Origin of the sequence: Arthrobacter sp. UCD-GKA, from assembly GCF_001863355.1 — a bacterium.
Classification (GTDB): domain Bacteria; phylum Actinomycetota; class Actinomycetes; order Actinomycetales; family Micrococcaceae; genus Paeniglutamicibacter.
The window spans coordinates 199298-216022 of the sequence record NZ_MOLR01000008.1; the positions used below are offsets into that span (position 1 = coordinate 199298).

Annotated in this window: 13 protein-coding genes; 7 read left to right on the top strand and 6 right to left on the bottom strand. The window is 68.2% G+C overall.

Translation table 11 applies throughout. The features are described 5' to 3' along the window. The first annotated feature begins 17 nt into the window (after positions 1 to 17). The 4 genes from BLJ79_RS14990 (at position 18) to BLJ79_RS15005 (ending at position 3947) form a co-directional block, all read left to right on the top strand. Positions 18 to 989, top strand: a complete 972-nt coding sequence (locus tag BLJ79_RS14990) for a PDR/VanB family oxidoreductase (protein ID WP_071215556.1) — start codon at positions 18 to 20, stop codon at positions 987 to 989. A 342-nt stretch (positions 990 to 1331) separates the two neighbouring features. Continuing rightward, positions 1332 to 1868 (top strand): ferritin, encoded by a 537-nt coding sequence (locus tag BLJ79_RS14995; RefSeq protein ID WP_071215557.1) that lies wholly within the window; start codon positions 1332 to 1334, stop codon positions 1866 to 1868. Positions 1869 to 2229: 361 nt separating this feature from the next. Next, positions 2230 to 3417: a TerC family protein gene (locus tag BLJ79_RS15000; protein ID WP_071215558.1), complete on the top strand. Its 1188-nt coding sequence runs from the start codon at positions 2230 to 2232 to the stop codon at positions 3415 to 3417. Between the two features lie 44 nt (positions 3418 to 3461). After that, the gene (locus BLJ79_RS15005) at positions 3462 to 3947 is read left to right on the top strand and encodes a universal stress protein (RefSeq protein ID WP_071215559.1); all 486 of its coding nucleotides are present in this window, start codon (positions 3462 to 3464) and stop codon (positions 3945 to 3947) included. Positions 3948 to 4020: 73 nt separating this feature from the next. Here the strand turns inward: BLJ79_RS15005 and BLJ79_RS15010 are convergent, their stop codons facing one another. The 5 genes from BLJ79_RS15010 to BLJ79_RS15030 form a co-directional block, all read right to left on the bottom strand. Next, a complete protein-coding gene (locus tag BLJ79_RS15010; protein ID WP_071215560.1) occupies positions 4021 to 6765 on the bottom strand; it encodes an aminotransferase class I/II-fold pyridoxal phosphate-dependent enzyme in 2745 nt (914 codons plus the stop codon). A 62-nt stretch (positions 6766 to 6827) separates the two neighbouring features. Then, positions 6828 to 8123 (bottom strand): serine hydrolase domain-containing protein, encoded by a 1296-nt coding sequence (locus BLJ79_RS15015; RefSeq protein ID WP_083411340.1) that lies wholly within the window; start codon positions 8121 to 8123, stop codon positions 6828 to 6830. 80 nt (positions 8124 to 8203) lie between these two features. Next, the gene (locus BLJ79_RS15020) at positions 8204 to 10198 is read right to left on the bottom strand and encodes a biotin carboxylase (RefSeq protein WP_286135435.1); all 1995 of its coding nucleotides are present in this window, start codon (positions 10196 to 10198) and stop codon (positions 8204 to 8206) included. A gap of 173 nt (positions 10199 to 10371) precedes the next feature. Next, on the bottom strand, positions 10372 to 10842 hold the full coding sequence (locus tag BLJ79_RS22975; protein WP_139194893.1) for a hypothetical protein: 471 nt from the start codon (positions 10840 to 10842) through the stop codon (positions 10372 to 10374). Positions 10843 to 11415: 573 nt separating this feature from the next. Further along, positions 11416 to 11937: a peroxiredoxin gene (locus BLJ79_RS15030; RefSeq protein ID WP_175475491.1), complete on the bottom strand. Its 522-nt coding sequence runs from the start codon at positions 11935 to 11937 to the stop codon at positions 11416 to 11418. A gap of 362 nt (positions 11938 to 12299) precedes the next feature. Between BLJ79_RS15030 and BLJ79_RS15035 the strand changes: the two genes are divergently transcribed. Genes BLJ79_RS15035 through BLJ79_RS15045 form a run of 3 tightly spaced genes read left to right on the top strand, consistent with a single transcriptional unit; the run spans position 12300 to position 16314 of the window. Next, the gene (locus BLJ79_RS15035) at positions 12300 to 13292 is read left to right on the top strand and encodes a pyridoxal-phosphate dependent enzyme (protein WP_175475492.1); all 993 of its coding nucleotides are present in this window, start codon (positions 12300 to 12302) and stop codon (positions 13290 to 13292) included. Continuing rightward, a complete protein-coding gene (locus tag BLJ79_RS15040) occupies positions 13289 to 14905 on the top strand; it encodes an FAD/NAD(P)-binding protein (RefSeq protein ID WP_071215564.1) in 1617 nt (538 codons plus the stop codon). The genes BLJ79_RS15035 and BLJ79_RS15040 overlap by 4 nt, the downstream gene beginning before the upstream one ends. After that, the gene (locus BLJ79_RS15045) at positions 14902 to 16314 is read left to right on the top strand and encodes an alanine racemase (RefSeq protein ID WP_071215565.1); all 1413 of its coding nucleotides are present in this window, start codon (positions 14902 to 14904) and stop codon (positions 16312 to 16314) included. Before BLJ79_RS15040 ends, BLJ79_RS15045 begins: the two co-directional genes overlap by 4 nt. An 11-nt stretch (positions 16315 to 16325) precedes the next feature. On the opposite strand, the gene BLJ79_RS15050 is transcribed toward BLJ79_RS15045, so the two are convergent. Then, positions 16326 to 16724 (bottom strand): hypothetical protein, encoded by a 399-nt coding sequence (locus tag BLJ79_RS15050; protein WP_071215566.1) that lies wholly within the window; start codon positions 16722 to 16724, stop codon positions 16326 to 16328. Position 16725 lies beyond the last annotated feature (1 nt).

The window sequence follows — 16725 nt, forward strand, 5'->3', positions numbered from 1 at the left end:
CGAAAGGGCACACAACGATGTCGACCCTGGAATTCTTTGAAACCGAAGTCCACCGCATCACCAGCGAATCCGACGGCGTCCTGTCCCTCGAGCTGAGGCACCCGCTGCGACGGGCGCTGCCCGAGTGGAATGCAGGGGCACACCTTGACGTGCTGCTGCCTAACGGGTTGATCCGGCAATACTCCCTCTGCTCGGATCCCGGCCAACGGGATTCGTGGCGCCTGGCGGTGCTGCGCGAACCGGCCGGGCGCGGCGGATCGGCCTACGTGCACGACGAATTGCGTCCCGGGACCAAGATCCAAGTGCGCGGACCCAAGAACAACTTCGCCCTGGCACCGGCACCGCAATACGTGTTCCTGGCCGGAGGCATCGGCATCACCCCGCTCCTTCCCATGGTTAGGGCCGCTGCCGCCGGGGATCAGCCCTGGCGACTGATCTACATGGGCCGCAGCCGCAACAACATGGCTTTCCTCGACGAGCTCGCTGGCTACGGGGACCATGTGCACATCCACGCCGACGACGAGAACGGCTTCTATCCCCTGGCCGACCTCCTCGCCGATCCGGTTGCGGACTTCCACGTGTATACCTGCGGTCCGGGTCCGCTGCTGAAAGTGATCGAATCCCTGGCCGGGGGATGGCAGGACCCGTCCCGCCTGCACTTCGAACGCTTTGCCGCGGACCCCGGGTCGGCCGGAGCGGCCGTGGCACCGCACGAGGGCGACCACGAATTCACGGTGCAGGGCACCGACGGGACGGAGGTAAGCGTCCCGGTAGGGGTGAGCATCCTGCAGGCCTTGGAGGATGCAGGCATGAGCCCGCTGAACTCCTGCCGCGAGGGGATCTGCGGCACCTGCGAGACGCCGGTGCTCTCCGGGGAGATCGACCACCGCGATTCCCTGCTCTCGGATCAGGAGCGTGAGGCCGGGGACACCATGATGATCTGCGTGTCCCGGTGCAAGGGCAAGCGCCTGGTGCTCGACCTGGGCTAGGCGCTGTAGGGGCGCCCGCACTTTGTCGAGCGACCGTGGCCGTCGAATTCTTGGCGGAGGGGAACCGCATGGCGACATTGCCAAAGCGGGGGAGCTGGGTGCTTGCATCCCGTGCTGCCGGATTCGTCCCGGGAGAAACCGTCCCGGGGCGGTACAAGAAGATGCGCTTCCGCGGTTCAAAGGGGCGGCAGATCGTCGCTCCACCGAGGTCACTGGGCTTCCCGGCCCCTTGACTAGGCAAGCGGGGGCGGGGAACCTCGAACTAGGCACTCTGTCGGTTGCGGCCCGGTGGGTTGAGAACCGGCGGACCCCAACCGAGCACACCCGGCCAAGGAGAGCATCATGAGCACGAAGTTCAACGACATGCTGACGGACCAGATCGGCAACGAGTTCGCCGCCTCCCAGCAATACATTGCCGTCGCTGTCTGGTACGACGGCAAGGACCTGCCGCAGCTGGCGAAACACTTCTACCGCCAATCCCTGGAAGAACGGAACCACGCCATGATGATGGTCCGTTACATGCTGGACCGCGGCATCAGGGCCAGCATCCCGGGCGTCAAAGCGGTGCGCAACGACTTCGAATCGGCGGAGGATCCACTGGTGCTGGCGCTCGAGCAGGAACTCGAGGTCACCGAGCGGATCAAGGAGCTCTTTGCCCTGGCCCGTGCCGAGGACGACCCATTGGGCGAGCAGTTCATGCTGTGGTTCCTCAAGGAGCAGGTCGAGGAGGTGGCCTCGATGTCGACGCTGCTGAACGTGGCCCGGCGGGCGAGCAACCTCTTCGATGTCGAAACGTTCCTGGCCCGCGAGTCGGTGGGGGATTCAGGACAGTCCGGCGGATCGGGCGGGACGCCGGAAGCCGCCGGAGGGGCGCTCTAGGCCAATCCGCAGCGGCCGAGGAAATTTCCTTCCCGGGGACACCGAACTGGACGATTAATCCCTTCATGCGGTGATTCCACGCGCCGGTACAGGCGTGCGGACGCGTCCGCAGGCCTGTACCGGTTCCGTTAAACGGCCAGCGATCCTGCGGCCCCGTCCGGAGAAGGGGTCCGAGGGCCTCTCGCAGCTCAGAAGGGGTTAACAAACGACCAGTCCAGATGCTACTTTTGTGGCAATGGACTTGCTGCGTTGCTAGTCACCGCGGATTCGGCCACGGCCCGGAAGGGGGTGTCTTGGCTCAGGCTCGGCAACGCAGCCCACGGCGCCCGACCCGCGCACCGCCGTCCGAAAGCAGGGACCCATGAGCGTTTCACCCCTTATCTGGGGCATCACCATCGTCGCCATTCTTGCCCTGCTCGCCTTCGACTACTTCTTCCACATCCGCAAGGCCCACGTGCCCACGCTCAAGGAAGCCTCGATCTGGTCATCGGTCTATGTGGGGATCGCCATCCTGTTCGGAATCCTGGTCCTGGTCTTCGGCGGGACCACGATGGGCTCGGAGTACTTCGCCGGCTACATCACGGAAAAGGCGCTGTCGGTCGACAACCTGTTTGTCTTCCTCATCATCATCGCCAGCTTCCGGGTCCCGCGCGAGGACCAGCAAAAGGTGCTCCTGTTCGGCATCGTGTTCTCGCTGATCGCCCGGACCGGGTTCATCTTCCTGGGTGCGGCGCTGATCAATTCCTTTGCCTGGGTGTTCTACCTCTTCGGCCTGATCCTGCTGCTCACCGCCGGCAACCTGCTCAAGCCCGGGGACCACGCGACGGACCAGTCGGACAACTTCATCATGCGCCTGGCCAAGAGGTTCCTGCACACGACCGACCACTTCGACGGCGACAAGCTGTTCACCATGCACCACGGCAAGCGGGCGCTGACCCCCATGCTGCTGGTCATGGTGTCGATCGGCGGCACCGACATCCTGTTCGCGCTTGACTCCATTCCCGCGATCTTCGGCCTGACGCAGAACGTGTACATCGTCTTCACCGCCACCGCCTTTTCGCTGATGGGGCTGCGCCAGCTGTACTTCCTGCTCGATGGCCTGCTGGACCGCCTCATCTACCTCTCCTACGGGCTGGCCGCGATCCTGGCGTTCATCGGCATCAAGCTGGTGCTCCACGCGCTGCACGAGAACAACCTGCCCTTCGTCAACGACGGCGAACCCGTCCCGGTCATCGAGATCACCACGGGACTGTCCCTGGGCTTCATCATCGGGGTGCTGCTGGTGACGGTGGTTGCCTCGCTGCTGAGCAAGGCGGGCAAGGCGCAGACGGCGATCAACAGTGCCCGGCGGCATGCCGTTGAATTCATGGACCTCGGCTATACCGCCGATCCCGCCGAGCGCGAGCGGGTCTACCGGCTGCTGACGCAGGAGGAGGCGCAAATCCATGCGATGGACCTGAAATACCGCAACAAGGCCAAGGACGTCGACAAGATCCGCGCGCTGGTGGCCGAGGCACACCGGCAGCACGATGAGTACCTGCAGCAATAGCCATTGCCCGCGGGCAGGAATCCGACCAGCAAGGAGAAACGACCATGGACAGCGAAAACCCCTTTGGCGCAACACCTACCATCCAGCCGGCAGCGGCAGGAAGCATCGTCGTGGGGCACGACGGGTCCGCGGGAGCGCAGCTCGCCCTGGAGATGGCCGTGGAACTTGCCGGGCAGTTGGCGCTGCCGGTGGTCGTCGCCCGGGCATGGTCCATCGTCACGGCACCGAAGCCGGCACAGTGGACCTCCGGATACGTCCCGCCGTTCGAGGAGTTTGCCGCCGCGGTCAAGGACGAGATGGAGCGCGACGCGCGTCCCGTCGCCGAGAAGTTCCCCGGCGTCGAGATCAGCTACAGCCCGGCGCATGCGCCGGCGCTCAAGAGCCTCGTCGCCATCTCGCACGACGCGCGCATGCTGGTGGTGGGGACGCGCGGGCGCGGGGGACTGAAGGGGATGCTGCTGGGATCGGTCAGCGAGCAATGCGTGCGGCACGCAGCCTGCCCGGTGCTGGTGGTGCGGCCGCGGTCCTGAGGCAGTGGCGCCCGGCCACCGGAGGCCGATCGCCACTGCCTGCCCGTTGCCCCTTCGGGCATGGGTTTTGGTCTCAGGATTTGGGGTTCGGGACCTCGTTGATGACCCGGTAGCCGAGCTCCGCGTCGAAGCCGTGGATCTCCCGGGTGTCCAGCGCCTCCATGAAGGACAGGATCTGACGGGTGAACACCTGCCCGGGGACCAGGACCGGGAAACCCGGAGGGTAGGGGGTGACGAATCCGGCGGAGACCACCTCCTCGCCAGCGGCCACCCGCTCATGGAGCTCGCCGGGCATCAGGTAGCCGCAGGAACCGGTTTTGTAGGTGGTGAAGTAGGCGCTGCGGATGTCCCCGTCGATGGTGTCCGCGTCGCTGCGGAACCGCTGCGCAAAGCGGCTGAAGTCCGGCAGCGGCGGCGGGGAGGCGACCATGCCGGCGACCCTGGCGTCGCGGGCCGCCAGGGCGTGCGGGGACATCTCCGCCCGCTCGGTCTCGAAGTGCTCGGCGAGCTTGAGCAGCACGTCGATCAGGTATGCGACAGCGCTTCGCGAGGTGCCGATGTTGGTCATGAACAGCACCGTGTTCCGGGAAGTCTTGTTGACCTGGATCCCGTGGCGGTCCATGAGGTACTTGTGCTTGAAGGTGTCCCCGTCGACTCCGGTGTTCCCGACGTGCAGGGTCAGCCGGCTGGGATCCATCACGAACTCGTCGGTGCGCCAGGCCTCGTCCATCGCGGCGATCCCGTCGCGCAGCGGCATCGGCCGGGTGGTTTCGCGGAACTCCTCGGGGATCAAGTCGCAGGTGCTCAAGACCCGGAAGTACTTCTTCAGCAGCGGGTTCCGGGCCACCGCCTGGGCCACCGACAGGGCCAGGTAGGCCTGGCGCTGGACCAACTCGTAGCCCTCCAGCTCCGCCTGCCGCCGGCCGATGTCCAGCGAGGCAAGAATCTGGTAGTTCGGCGAGGTCGAGGTGTGGGTCATGTACGCGGCCTTGAACGTCACCTCGTTCAGCTGCGCGAAGTCCTGGTCAAAGATGTGGATCATCGAGCCCTGGCGCAGCGCTGTGAGCGTCTTGTGCGTGGATTGGGTCGCGTAGACCCGCAACCGGGCGGCCTCCGGGTCCGGGAGCAGCCGGGTGGACAGCCACGCCTCGTCGTCGGCCGGTTCCCCGGTCACCGGATCGAAGAGCGTCGCCCGCTGGGCCTTGGCGGCGGCGATGTAGGCGGGGTCCTTGAAATCGGCAACCAGCTTGGCGGCCGCGGCCATCGCGGTGCGCCGCCGGTAGATCGGGTGGAAGCCGGCGAACGCGAACCAGGCCTCGTCCCAGAGGAAGACCAGGTCCGGCTTGATGGCCAGGCATTCGGCCATGACCCGCTCGACGTCGTAAACGATGCCGTCGAAGGTGCAATTGGTCAGCGTGACCATCTTGACCTGGTCCAGCCGCCCGGCCCGGCGGTAGTCCAGCAGCATCGACTTGATGGTGCGCAGCGGCACCGCCCCATAGAAGGCGTACTCGTTCAGCGGGTAGGCGTCCACGTAGGCGACCTGCGCGCCGGCGAGCATCAGCGCGTAGTGGTGGGACTTGTGGCAATTGCGGTCGGCGATGACCACGTCGCCGGKGGCCAGGATCGACTGGTGCACGATCTTGTTGGCCGTGGAGGTGCCGTTGGTGACGAAGTAGGAGCGCCGGGCACCGAAGGCGCGGGCCGCCAGCACCTGGGCGTCGCGGATGGTGGAACGCGGCTCCAGCAGCGAGTCCAGCCCGCCGGAGGTCGCGGAGGTCTCGGCGTGCAGCAGGTTCATTCCGTAGAACTCGCCCATGTCCTTGATCCACCGGGAGTTGACCACCGAGCCGCCGCGCGAGACCGGCAGCGCGTGGAAGACCGCGGCGGGCTTGCGGCTGTGGGCCTGCACGGCGTCGAAGAACGGGGTCTTGTAGCGTGCCGCGACCCCGCCCAGCAGGGACAGGTGCAGTTCCATGGACTCCTCGCGGCGAAAGAGCCGCGCAAAGCGCCGGTTCGCCAGCCCGGCCAGTTCCTCGATGGACACGTCCGCCACCAGAAAGAGGTCCAGTTCCGGGCGCAGTTCCTTGAGCTTGTCGGCCAGCGCCAGGATGCGTGCCTTGGGCGGATAGGAGGCGATCGCCGGATCCAGGAAATTGTCCAGGTACCGGCGCAGGTCCTCTCCCGGGGTGTGGCGGGCGGTGACCCCGAATCCGGGGCGCAGGATGCACGCCTGGATGGTGGGGTTCAGCAGCACCGCGATGATCGCGTCCTCGAGGGAGGGGACCACGTTGATCTGGTAGGTGAAGGCGTCCGATTCCCGGCGCTGGGCGGCCATCTCGGCGACGAGTTCCTCGCGCACCGTTGCCGAGATGTCATCGATGACCAGCACCTCGAAGCGCGGGCGGCGATCGGCAACGGCCGGGACGGCCGCGTCCAGCGGTTCGTCCAGCGGTTCGGCCGCGGGATCGGGGTCGGGCAGTTTCGCATCGAGCTCGTGCCGGAAACGGGCGAACCCGCGGGTCACGGTCTCGATGAGGGCCAGTGCCGCGGCGAAGTCGGCTTGCCGGATCCGCGCCGCGAGCTCAAGCACGTGCGCCTTGCCGGGAACCGCCCAATAGGTCTCCACGGCCTCCAGGACGTGCAGCTGGCGGGTGACCTCGGCCAGCAGGCCCGGCTCGACGGCATGTTCGCCGCCGCCCGGATCCGTGGGGGCCTGAAGCTGCTTGGCCGCGTAGCCCAGGTACTCCCAGGCGTCGGTGCGCAGCCGCCAGACGCTGGAAGGTGTTGCAAATTGGTCGTGCTCGATGATCGCCATGGGCGCTGTCACTGCTGTTCCGTTTCTCGAAGGCGTGCCCAAGCGGGCCTCGCGGGTAGAGCTCAAGCTGGTGCTCCCGGGACTCCCGGGGCGGAGGGATGGGGTTTTTCGCGCGGGGGGACGGAGAAAAGCGGCAGGTAGGACTGTCGCTCGGCATGGTGCTCGGCGGCGAGCACCGCGGAAACCGCATCGAAGGCGCGCAGCGTGGCAAAGAGCTTCGCGGCGTCCTGCGGGTAGGGCCATGCGGAGAGCTTCACGGCCACCACCTGGGCGGGGCGGTTGATGTAGATCATCTGTCCGTGGATGCCCAGAGCCAGCAACACGTCGTTGCCCGCGTAGGGGAACCACATCTGGTTCCGGTACATCCCGCCGGGCATCCGGTTGTCGCCCGGGCTGTTGGTGAACGCGGCCCGTGAGTCCGGGGCCCCGGCCAGCGTCTGGGAGATCCAGGAGCGGGAGAGCACGCGCTCGCCGGAGGGCGCCACCCCGTCATGCAGGTACAGCGAACCGAAGCGGGCCAGGTCCCGCAGCGTGGCGTTGATGCCTCCGTCGAACATGCCGGTGCCGAACTGGTCGGTGCCGATCGAGGCGTTGTGCTCGGCGCCGAGCTTGCCCCAGAGCAGGTGGGAGAGCAGCATCGGCATGGGTGCCCGGGCCGCGGCCTCGCAGACCCAGCCGAGCATGTCGGTCTCGCAGGACCGGTACTCGAAGACCCCGCCGTGCCCCCATTTCTGCCGCAGCGTCTTGAGGTACGGGTACATCCCCACCGGTCCGGGGCGCACGGACGGGGCCCAGCCGATCGCCTCCTCCAGCATCCGCACCTCCGCGTGCGGATCGAGGTATTCCTCGGAGAACGCAATGCCCGAGCGCATGTCCAAGAGGTGCCGCACCGTGGCCCCGGCATAGCCGGTGCCGGCCAGCGCCGGGATGTAGTCGGTCAGCGGAGCCGCGGTGTCCAGCAGCCCCGCATCATGCAGCACCCCCGCCACCGTTCCGACCATCGACTTGCTCACCGACATCAGCAGGTGCTCCGTGCTCGGGAGCATCCCGCCGAGGTAGGACTCGGCGAGCACGTTTCCGCGGTGAAGCAGCATCCAGGCGTCGGTGTTGGTTTCCGCCATGACCGAGGCCACGGTCATCGGCGGCTCGCCGGGGTAGGCGGCGGGCAGCACGATGGGACCCAGGTCCCGGGGCGCGCACGGCAGCACCGACACCGGGGTGGTCCCGCGCGAGATCAGCGCGGTGGGCAGGAACTCGGAGATGTGTTGGAAGGACCAGCGCAGGTTGTGCGGCAGCTGCCAGTTGCCCACTCCCACACCCGCGGCGGGGGCGCCGTACCCGGGGTCAGTTCCCAGCACGGCTGCCCCCGCCGCCGGCGGCGCCGCATCGGTGCGGCATCAGGGACGCCGCCGGTGTGCGGCGTCCGGATTCACGGGTGTTACCAACGCGACTGCACCCCGATCCCGGTGCCGTCCGCGTGGACGTTCACCTCGACGACGCCGTCGGAGCGAATCTCCTGCTCCAGCACGGCGCCGCCCAGCGGCAGCCCGGCGAAGCCCGCCCGGATGGAGTCGATGAAGTGCCGGGCGCGGATGCTCAGCTGCCGCGACCCGTTGCGCTCGACCTGCAGTCGCCCCTTGGTCACCAGGATGCCCAGGTCCCCGCCCTTCCAGCGGTAGTCACCCGGCCCGTAGACGCGCAGGAAGAACGCCTCGGACTCGTTCTGCAACATGTGCCAGTCCATGGCGGCGCGGCCGAAGACCAGGGCGCCGTTGGCGTCGAGGTGGTACTGGCCGGTGGCCGGGGTGGCGGTGAGTAGCTCGAGGGTCTCGGAGGTTTCCTTGATGACCATCTGGCTCCACACATCGGCCCCGGCGAGCGCTTCCCAGCGCTCGTTGATCTCCTCGATGTCCAGCTCGAATTCCACGTCCATGTACTCGAGTAGGTGGAAGAGGAACAACGGGACATCGGCGTAGGCGCCTGCGGTGACGTTGGTGATGGCGCTGGCCCCGGAAATGCGCGGGTTCAGTTCGCCGAGGTAGACCTCGTCGGAATCGGTGTCCACCAGCACGTCGACCTCGAAGAAGCCGCGGTAGCCTTCCTTGGCCAGGCGGTCGCCCATGCGCTTGACCAGTTCCGTGGCCCGGGTCCGCTGCGAGTCGGTGAAGACGTCGGGGTGCATCTCGTTGCCGCACCAGCCCCCGGGGTACGGGGTCAGATCCGCGTGGCCCGCCAGCTCGGTGAGGAACGGGCCGACCAGGGTGCCCGAACGGGTCAGCACCGCCTCGACGGCCACCGGCAGGTTGTTGATCCGGCGCATGATCTTGATTTCCTCCCCGACGATCCCGGAGCCGTGCTTCTCCCAGTCCGCCTCGGAGTTGATGAAGAAGGTGGTCTTGCCCGAGTCCCCGTAAGGTGTCTGGACGACGAGTTCGTCGCCGAGCCCGGCGGCATCGGCGGCCGCGCGCAGCGTCTTGTAGTCGCTGCCGGTGCCCAGCACGTTGGGCACCGAGGACACCCCGGCCTCGTTGCCCAGGACGGTGGTGGTGATCTTCGAGTCGAGCCGGTGGCGCAATGCGGCCGAGGGCAGGATCAGGTCGTAGCCCAGCTCCTCGCAGATCTGCTCGGTCTCCGTGTCGAAGAAGACCATCGCGACCTTGGGACGCACCCCGGGACGCAAGTCCTTGGTCATGCGAGCGCGGACCTCGGGGTTCAGCAGCAGCCAGTTGTTGATTTCCTCGCCCGAGCCGAACTCGCGGTAGGGCTTGTGCGCGGGGGTGAAGACCCGTGGGTGGGCGCCGTCCCAGGCGTCGTAGTAGCTGACGTAGGTGAAGTTGCGGACCCAGCGGTCCAGGCCCAGCAGGTTGAACGGGGTGGCTCCGATGAAGAAGATCGGTACGTCGTTGGTGCGGAAGAAGTGGCGGACCTCGGAGATGTTGCGCAGGGTGTGCGGGAGGGTCGGGCACGGAACGGTGGAGGCGAAGGCCGCGTCGGTGCCGACGGTGGCCTCGGGGGCCTCCGGACCGGAAGGGGTGGCGCGCGGCATCGGCTCCGCCACCGGGGTTGCCGGCTTGGTTTCTGCGGTGCCGATGGCAGGGGTTTGTGGCTTGGTGCTCGGGGACGTTGCCTCGGGCGTGAGCGCCGCAGTGTCGATCGACGCTGTGGCGGCAGCTCGTGCCGGTGCCGTCGCGGCAGGCGTGGTCGCAGCCGGTGTTGCGGCGTGGCCCGAGGTAGAAGCCGGGGTGCCGGGGACCGCTGGCGCCTTGGTGGTGGTGTCGCCGGTGGTCGTCGTGGTCCGGGGGAGGGCCGCGGCGGAACCCGGGGAAGCAGCGGTTTCCGTGGGCTTGGTTTCCGTGCTCTTGGCCTCGTCGCTCGGGCCGGCGAAGATCGGCGAGGTAGCGGGCTTCGTGGTCGTTGTCGCTCGCGGGGGCACGGCAAGGGGCGGTGAAAGCTTGGCGGCGGGCTTCGCCTCGGTGGTCTTGGGCTCGGCGGGCTTGTCTTCGCTGGCCTTGGCTGCCGAGGGCTTCAGACCGGTGGTCTTTGCGGAGGACGTCGTGGCGGGTGCCGTGGCGGGCTTGTCTTCGGTGGCCTTGGCTGCCGAGGGCTTCAGMCCGGTGGTCTTTGCGGAGGACGTCGTGGCGGGTGCCGTGGCGGGCTTGTCGCGGAGGACGTCGTGTCTGGTGCCATGGCCCTTGCCGTGGCCGGCTTATCTGCGGGGGCCTTGGCCGCTACCGGCTTCACGCCGGCAACCTTGGCTGCCGGTGTGGTCGCGGTCCTTGCAGCGTTGGGCTCCGCTTTGGCGGCCTTTGTTGCCGCCGGCTTCTGGGCTACTGTCTTTGCGGCTGCGCCGGTCCGCGACGCCGACGATTCCGTGGCCTTCTTCGCTGCCGCTGCCACGGTCTTGGCCGCCGTGGTTCGTGTCGTGGGAGCGGCCCCGGGCGAGGTCTGCGCCGCGGATTCGGCGGGAGTGGCCTTGGACGCTTCAGGGGTCTTGCCGGTCACGGGTGTGGCCACCCGCTGGTCGAGCTTGCTTGGCTGGCCGATTTTCTTGCCGGTAGTGTTCGCGCGTGCGGTCATGGCCCTACTCCTTTGTTGGGGGAAGAGGTCGAATCCCGTGGTGGAGGACGCCTCCGGCGTGCCCGATTCCCGCATGCAGCGCGCCTTCAAGCGAGAAGCACGGCGGCCATCAGGCAAAACCGTGGACATCGTCCTCCGCGTCGGGCCCGGGGCGGCTGCCCAGGACCTTCCATTGCGGATTCACCCTTTCCTTCGTCAAGTCCAGCCAACGTAAGTGGGGCAGGTGAACGACGTGTGTACGACAGGTGTTGGTCTCGTGCGGCGGATTTTGCCACCCGTGGCGCAGACCCGGGCTGTCCCGGGCCGGACGCTGCCCGGGATGCGGGCAATATTCCGGAAAAACGTCCTCCGACGTGGGGTGACGTGGGCCTCATGGGCGTCCCGCCGGTGCGCCTTCCGGGGTGTGGGGGCGACCGGCCGAGATGGAATCGATGTGTCGTCGGCGGAATCGAGGATGGTTAATAATCCGTAAGAATTCCGAATGTGACCTGTGGCAGGCCTGAAGACACTCGCGGGAAAGCCCGGCGCCGGTACGGACCTGCCATGCCATGGGTCGAACGGTGGGGGCGCCGGCTACCTGCTGGTGCGGAGCCGATTGATCAGGTCGCGCGGATGCGCCGCCGCTTCGGTGATGCCGAGGAAGGCGTGGGTGATCAGGCGCTCGCGCACGACCAAGGTGCTGCGGACGTGGAGCAGCTCGCCGTCGAAGCCGAAGGTCGGCAGGCCGCACGCGGTGGCCAGCACGAAGCCGGGATCCGAAAGCAGCGGGTAGGGCAGGTGCAGGCGTTCGGCGGCCTCGCGCTGGTAGTCCGTCTCTTGGCTTGACAGGCCAAGGACGCGGTAGCCGATTGACGCGAAGTCGGCGGCGAGGTCGCGGAATTCGCAGGCCTCCGGGGTGCAGCCCTTGGCGCCGGGAACCAGCGACCACTCTGGCGGTTCCACACGGTCCGGGCGCCCGGTGCGCGGATAGATGAACAGCACGAAGGAGCCGGTGGCGAAGTCCATCGGCCCCATGGTTTCCCCTGTGGTGGACGGCAGGGAAAGCAACGGGAATTGCTCTCCGACCAAGTGCTCGGCGGGGATGGTTGTGGGCATGTCCATCATCTTCCCACGCCGGGCGCCGGCGCAGCCGTTGACGGCTTGCCTGCCACTGCCCCCACCACACGGCTTGGTGCCTCCGGAACCTGTGCCCGGCCAACCTCCGGCCGCGTCGAACACCTGCTTCCTGCGAATTTCCCGGGGAAAGTCGATTCCGTCGATATTTCCTGTTCAGAACCTCTGCCCCGCTCCTAGACTGGCCACAGCCGCAACCGGCCACCACGGGTACGTCCGTGATGTCGGTTTCGGCGTTCCCCACGCCGGGGCGTGTCAACGGATGGCCCCGGCTCCAGCCCGGTCCCATCCGTTCCAGGGCCACCGGGCCGGATGATCTGTCCAACCAGATGCAAGGAGCGAACATGTACAGCGACGGAACGCTGAACCCGATGAAATCCCCGACGGCCAAGCTCAATCGCCTCTTCGAGGACTCCGGGAGGGAGGTCTTTGCCAAACTGGACCTGCTCCAGCTCTCGGGCAGCACCAAGGAGCGAACTGCCCACAGCCTCATTGAATCCCTCATGGCTTCCGGGCGGGTTCAACCCGGGGGCCTGATCGTGGAATCGACCTCCGGGAACCTCGGCATCGCGCTGGCCCGGCAATCGGTGGTCCGGGGCATCGGGTTCGTGGCGGTCGTCGACGAGAATGCCAACCGCTCGGCACTCGAGATCATGCGCGCCTACGGGGCCAGGATCGAGCTGGTGCCAACGCCGGCCGACGGCAACAAGCTCGCCGCACGGCGGCAACGGGTCCAGCAGCTGCTGAACGATATCCCCGGGGCGGTGACCACCAACCAATACGGATCTCCCGCCAACCCGGACGCGCACTTCAACACGACGATGCCCGAGTTTATGGAGGCCGTGGGCGGGCGGCTGGACATGCTGTTCGTGGCCACCAGCACCACCGGCACGCTCCTGGGCTGCCAACGGTACCTGCGCCAACACCATCCGGAAACCACGCTGGTGGCCGTGGACGCCGTCGGTTCGGTGTTGTTCGGCGGCGAGGAAGGCCAGCGGCGCTTCCCGGGGCTGGGCGCCGGCATCGTGACGGAGCTGTCCCTGCAGGCGGACCCCGACGTGGTGTGCAGGATCGAGGAGATCGAGATGGTTCGCGGGTGCCGCAAGCTGGCCCAGCGCGAGGGGATCCTGGCAGGCGCCTCCACCGGTGCCATCGTGGCGGCCATGGAACGGCACATGCCCGGCCTCGGGGAAGGCTCGCGCATCGGCTTCCTGGTCCACGATTCGGGCGTGCCGTACCTGCACACCGTCTATGACGACGACTGGGTCCGCAACAACCTCGGCCACGAGCCGGAACCAAGCACCCTGGACCAGGTGCAGGGCACCAGCACCCGATGACACGCATAGCCTTCATCGGGGGAGGGCCCAAGGCCCTGTTTGCGCTGCTGGAACTGAATGACCGATGTTCCCCCGGGGGAAGCGAAGGCCCGGTCGTCGATGTCTTCGACCCCTACCCGCCCGGTGCCGGGCGGGTCTGGCAGGCCGGCCAGCCCAGGCACGTGCGGTTGAACGTGGCGGCGGGAATCATTGACGCCACATCCGCCGAAGGAGACGGATCCTTCGCTTCCTGGGTGGCCCGGGTCGAGCCCCGGTACGGCACCGAACCCTACCCGCCCCGGGCCGTGGTCGGCAGGTACCTGCAGGAGCGGTTCCGGACCCTGGCCGAAACCGCCAACTTCCCGCTGGCCCACGTCCCGGCCCGGGTCACGGGCGTGGCACGCGCCGGGGATCAATGGGAAGTGGCCAGCGACGCCGGGACACGGTTCTACGACGAGGTGGTGCTGGCGACCGGCCACGGACTGCCCGGCGAGGCCCCCGGGCCCCGGCTTGCCGGCGCGCGCAACCCGGAGGCACTCATCGGGGACTACGGCGCGCTGGGGGAGGCAGCCGTCCCGGCCGGAAGCACGGTCCTGGTCCGGGGTGCCGCACTGACCGCCTACGATGCGGTGCTCATGTTGACCGAGGGCCGCGGCGGGCACTGGATGCCGATCGAGGGGGCCGGCGGCCCGACGCTTTGCTATGTCCCAGCCGGCCGGGAACCTGGAAAGATCACCATGGGATCGTTGAGCAACCTGCCCATGGAACCCAAGCCCGCGCAGGTGCCCGAAACGATCAACCGGTGCCTGGACGCGTACCGGGACCAGGTCCTGGCGTGGGGCGCCGGCCTCGCCTCCGGCCCGGGCGGGCCCGGCGCCCGATACACCGGGCTCTTCGGCGTCCTGCTGACCTGCGCCATGGAATGCGCGCAACTCTCCGGGGCACCGGCCACGCCCCTGGCCCTGTGGCGCACGGCCCTGACCGGGCGGGCGGAACCGGGACGCGGCACCGAAACGGCCGCCGAACACCTGCGCCGCAGCATCGCGATGAACCGGGGGCACACGGTCCCGGGCACCGAGTGGATCTGGGGCAGGGTCTGGTCGGGGCTGTATCCCCAGCTGGTCCGCGCGGTCTGCCGGGTGCGCTGGGACCCCGCGCAGGCGCGGGTCTTCCGGCGCGTGGCCAGGTCGCTGGAGCGCCTGGCCTTCGGGCCTCCCGAAATCACGGCCTTGAAGCTGCTGGCGCTCTTCGACTCCGGACTGCTGGAACAAGGCGTATTCCCGCCACACCAACCGGCCGACACGCTGGTCATTGATGCCCTCACCCCGCCTCCCGGTGTCTTGGCGGCCCCGGCACCCGGCGGAGCGGCCTTCTCGCCCGTGATGGCGGGCCTGCTGGCCGCCGGGGAGGTCACGGTGCGCGCGGGGGAAACCGGGTTGTTGACCGACACCGATGGAACCTGCCTCGATGCACGCGGCAACCGCAACGAATCCCTGGCCGCGCTCGGACGCCCCACCGAGGGCCCGACGCTGGGCCACGACACCCTGAACCGCTCGCTGCACGACGAACCTGTGCGGTGGGCCCGACGCATCGCAAGGCAACGGCTGCCCCAACACCTTGGAGAACGAACATGAAACCCCTGATGCACGGAACGCTCCCGCTCACCGCCCGCCTGGAACCCTGGATGGAGGCCCTGCTCGCCGACCCCGCCGGGTGCCGGGAGCTGATCGACGCCTACGGTTCCCCGGTGAACCTCCACGACTTCTCCGCGCTGGGGCGCAACGCCGACGAGCTGCGTGCCGCGGCCGCCGGGCACCGCGTGGATTTCCGGGTGTACCTGGCGCGCAAGGCCAACAAGACCATCGGCGCCATCGATGCGGCGGTGGCTGCGGACTGCGGGATCGACGTGGCCGGCTTCCACGAACTCGACCAGGCCCTGCGCTGCGGCGTGGACCCCGATCAGGTCATCGTCACCGCGGCCGTGAAATCCCGCGAGCTGCTGGAACTGGCCCTGGACAACGGCGTGGTGGTGAGCCTGGACAACCGTGACGAGGCCGAGGACCTCCTGGCGGTCGCCGCCGCCCGCGGGGTGCGGGCCAGGGTCGCGCTGCGCCTGGCCTCGGCCAACCCCCAGCTGCCGCCGACCCGCTTCGGGTTGCGGGCGGATCACTGGCTCGCGTTCCTGGGCGGGCACCACGACACCTCCGGGCTGGAGGTCGCCGGGATCCACTTCCACCTCAACGGCTACAGCGCCGAACATCGCGCCCTGGTGCTGGCCGAATCCCTCCGGCTCGTCGATGCGCTGGCCGGGTTGGGGCATGCACCGGGATTCATCGACATGGGAGGCGGCATCCCGATGTCCTACCTGGACGACTCCGGGCAATGGACGGCGTTTTGGGAGGCGCTCGCCGGCCAGCCCGCCGGCAGCGAGGACATCACCTGGAAAGCCGATTCGCTCGGGTCCGTGGGAACGAACCCGGGCACCGGCGTCTACCCCTACCACCAGGAGCTGGTCCGCGGACCGTGGCTCGATGCCGTCCTGGGCTCCCGGCCCGCCGGAGCCTCGGAAACCATCGCCCAGCTGCTGGTGGCGCGGAACCTCCAGCTGCGCTGCGAACCGGGGCGTTCACTGCTGGACGGGTGCGGCCTGACCCTGGCCGCGGTGGCCTTCGGGAAGGAACGCAGCGACGGGGTCCCGCTGCTGGGCCTGCACATGAACAGGACCCAGTGCCGCTCGACCTCGGCGGACTTCCTGCTGGACCCGATCCTGCTGCACGCGGCCGGGCCGCGGCGGGCCCGCGAGCCGTTCAGCGGGTTTTTGGTGGGGGCCTACTGCATCGAGGAGGAGCTGATCCTGCGCCGGCGGTTCGAGTTCCCCCAAGGGGCCGCCCCGGGGGATATGGTCGCGTTTCCCAACACCGCGGGCTACCTGATGCACATCGTGGAAAGCGCCTCGCACCAATTGCCGCTGGCGGTGAACCTGGTCCGGGAGGGGAGCGGTTGGGTGCCCGACCGGATCGAGGAGCGGGTGTTGCGCGCCTGAGCCCGGGGGCGCTATTCCTGCCCGGTGCCTGGCGTGTGCACGCGGGCGGACCGGGCGGCCCGGCGGTGCCGGCGCCAGCGGACGGACTTGGAGGTCGCGAAGGTGGCCAGGGTGGCGAGGAAACCGAGGATTCCGCCGAACCAGGAGCCGAAGACCAGTGAGATTCCGCGCATGTCCAGGCCCTTGCCCTCGGAGAGGCCCGGGACATAGGGCGGCGGGAACACCGCCCCGACGGCCATCCCGGCGAAGAGCCCGTAGACGATCGAACCGAGGCATCCCAGGAACATGTACCAGTCCAGTGCCCTGGCACCGCGGCGCACGTGCACGTAGGTCCCGATGGCCACCAGCGGCAGTGCCGCGGCGAGGCAGAGCACCCAGAAGGCGACGAGCTCGAAGTCGTTGTAGTCCATG

Bases quoted from the DNA above. Each gene is read 5' to 3' on its own strand.
- BLJ79_RS15050 (WP_071215566.1), bottom strand. From the start codon at position 16,724: ATGGACTACAACGACTTCGAGCTCGTCGCCTTCTGGGTGCTCTGCCTC.
- BLJ79_RS15045 (WP_071215565.1), top strand. From the start codon at position 14,902: ATGAAACCCCTGATGCACGGAACGCTCCCGCTCACCGCCCGCCTGGAA.
- BLJ79_RS14995 (WP_071215557.1), top strand. From the start codon at position 1,332: ATGAGCACGAAGTTCAACGACATGCTGACGGACCAGATCGGCAACGAG.
- BLJ79_RS15035 (WP_175475492.1), top strand. From the start codon at position 12,300: ATGTACAGCGACGGAACGCTGAACCCGATGAAATCCCCGACGGCCAAG.
- BLJ79_RS15000 (WP_071215558.1), top strand. From the start codon at position 2,230: ATGAGCGTTTCACCCCTTATCTGGGGCATCACCATCGTCGCCATTCTT.
- BLJ79_RS15030 (WP_175475491.1), bottom strand. From the start codon at position 11,937: ATGCCCACAACCATCCCCGCCGAGCACTTGGTCGGAGAGCAATTCCCG.
- BLJ79_RS15040 (WP_071215564.1), top strand. From the start codon at position 13,289: ATGACACGCATAGCCTTCATCGGGGGAGGGCCCAAGGCCCTGTTTGCG.
- BLJ79_RS15005 (WP_071215559.1), top strand. From the start codon at position 3,462: ATGGACAGCGAAAACCCCTTTGGCGCAACACCTACCATCCAGCCGGCA.
- BLJ79_RS14990 (WP_071215556.1), top strand. From the start codon at position 18: ATGTCGACCCTGGAATTCTTTGAAACCGAAGTCCACCGCATCACCAGC.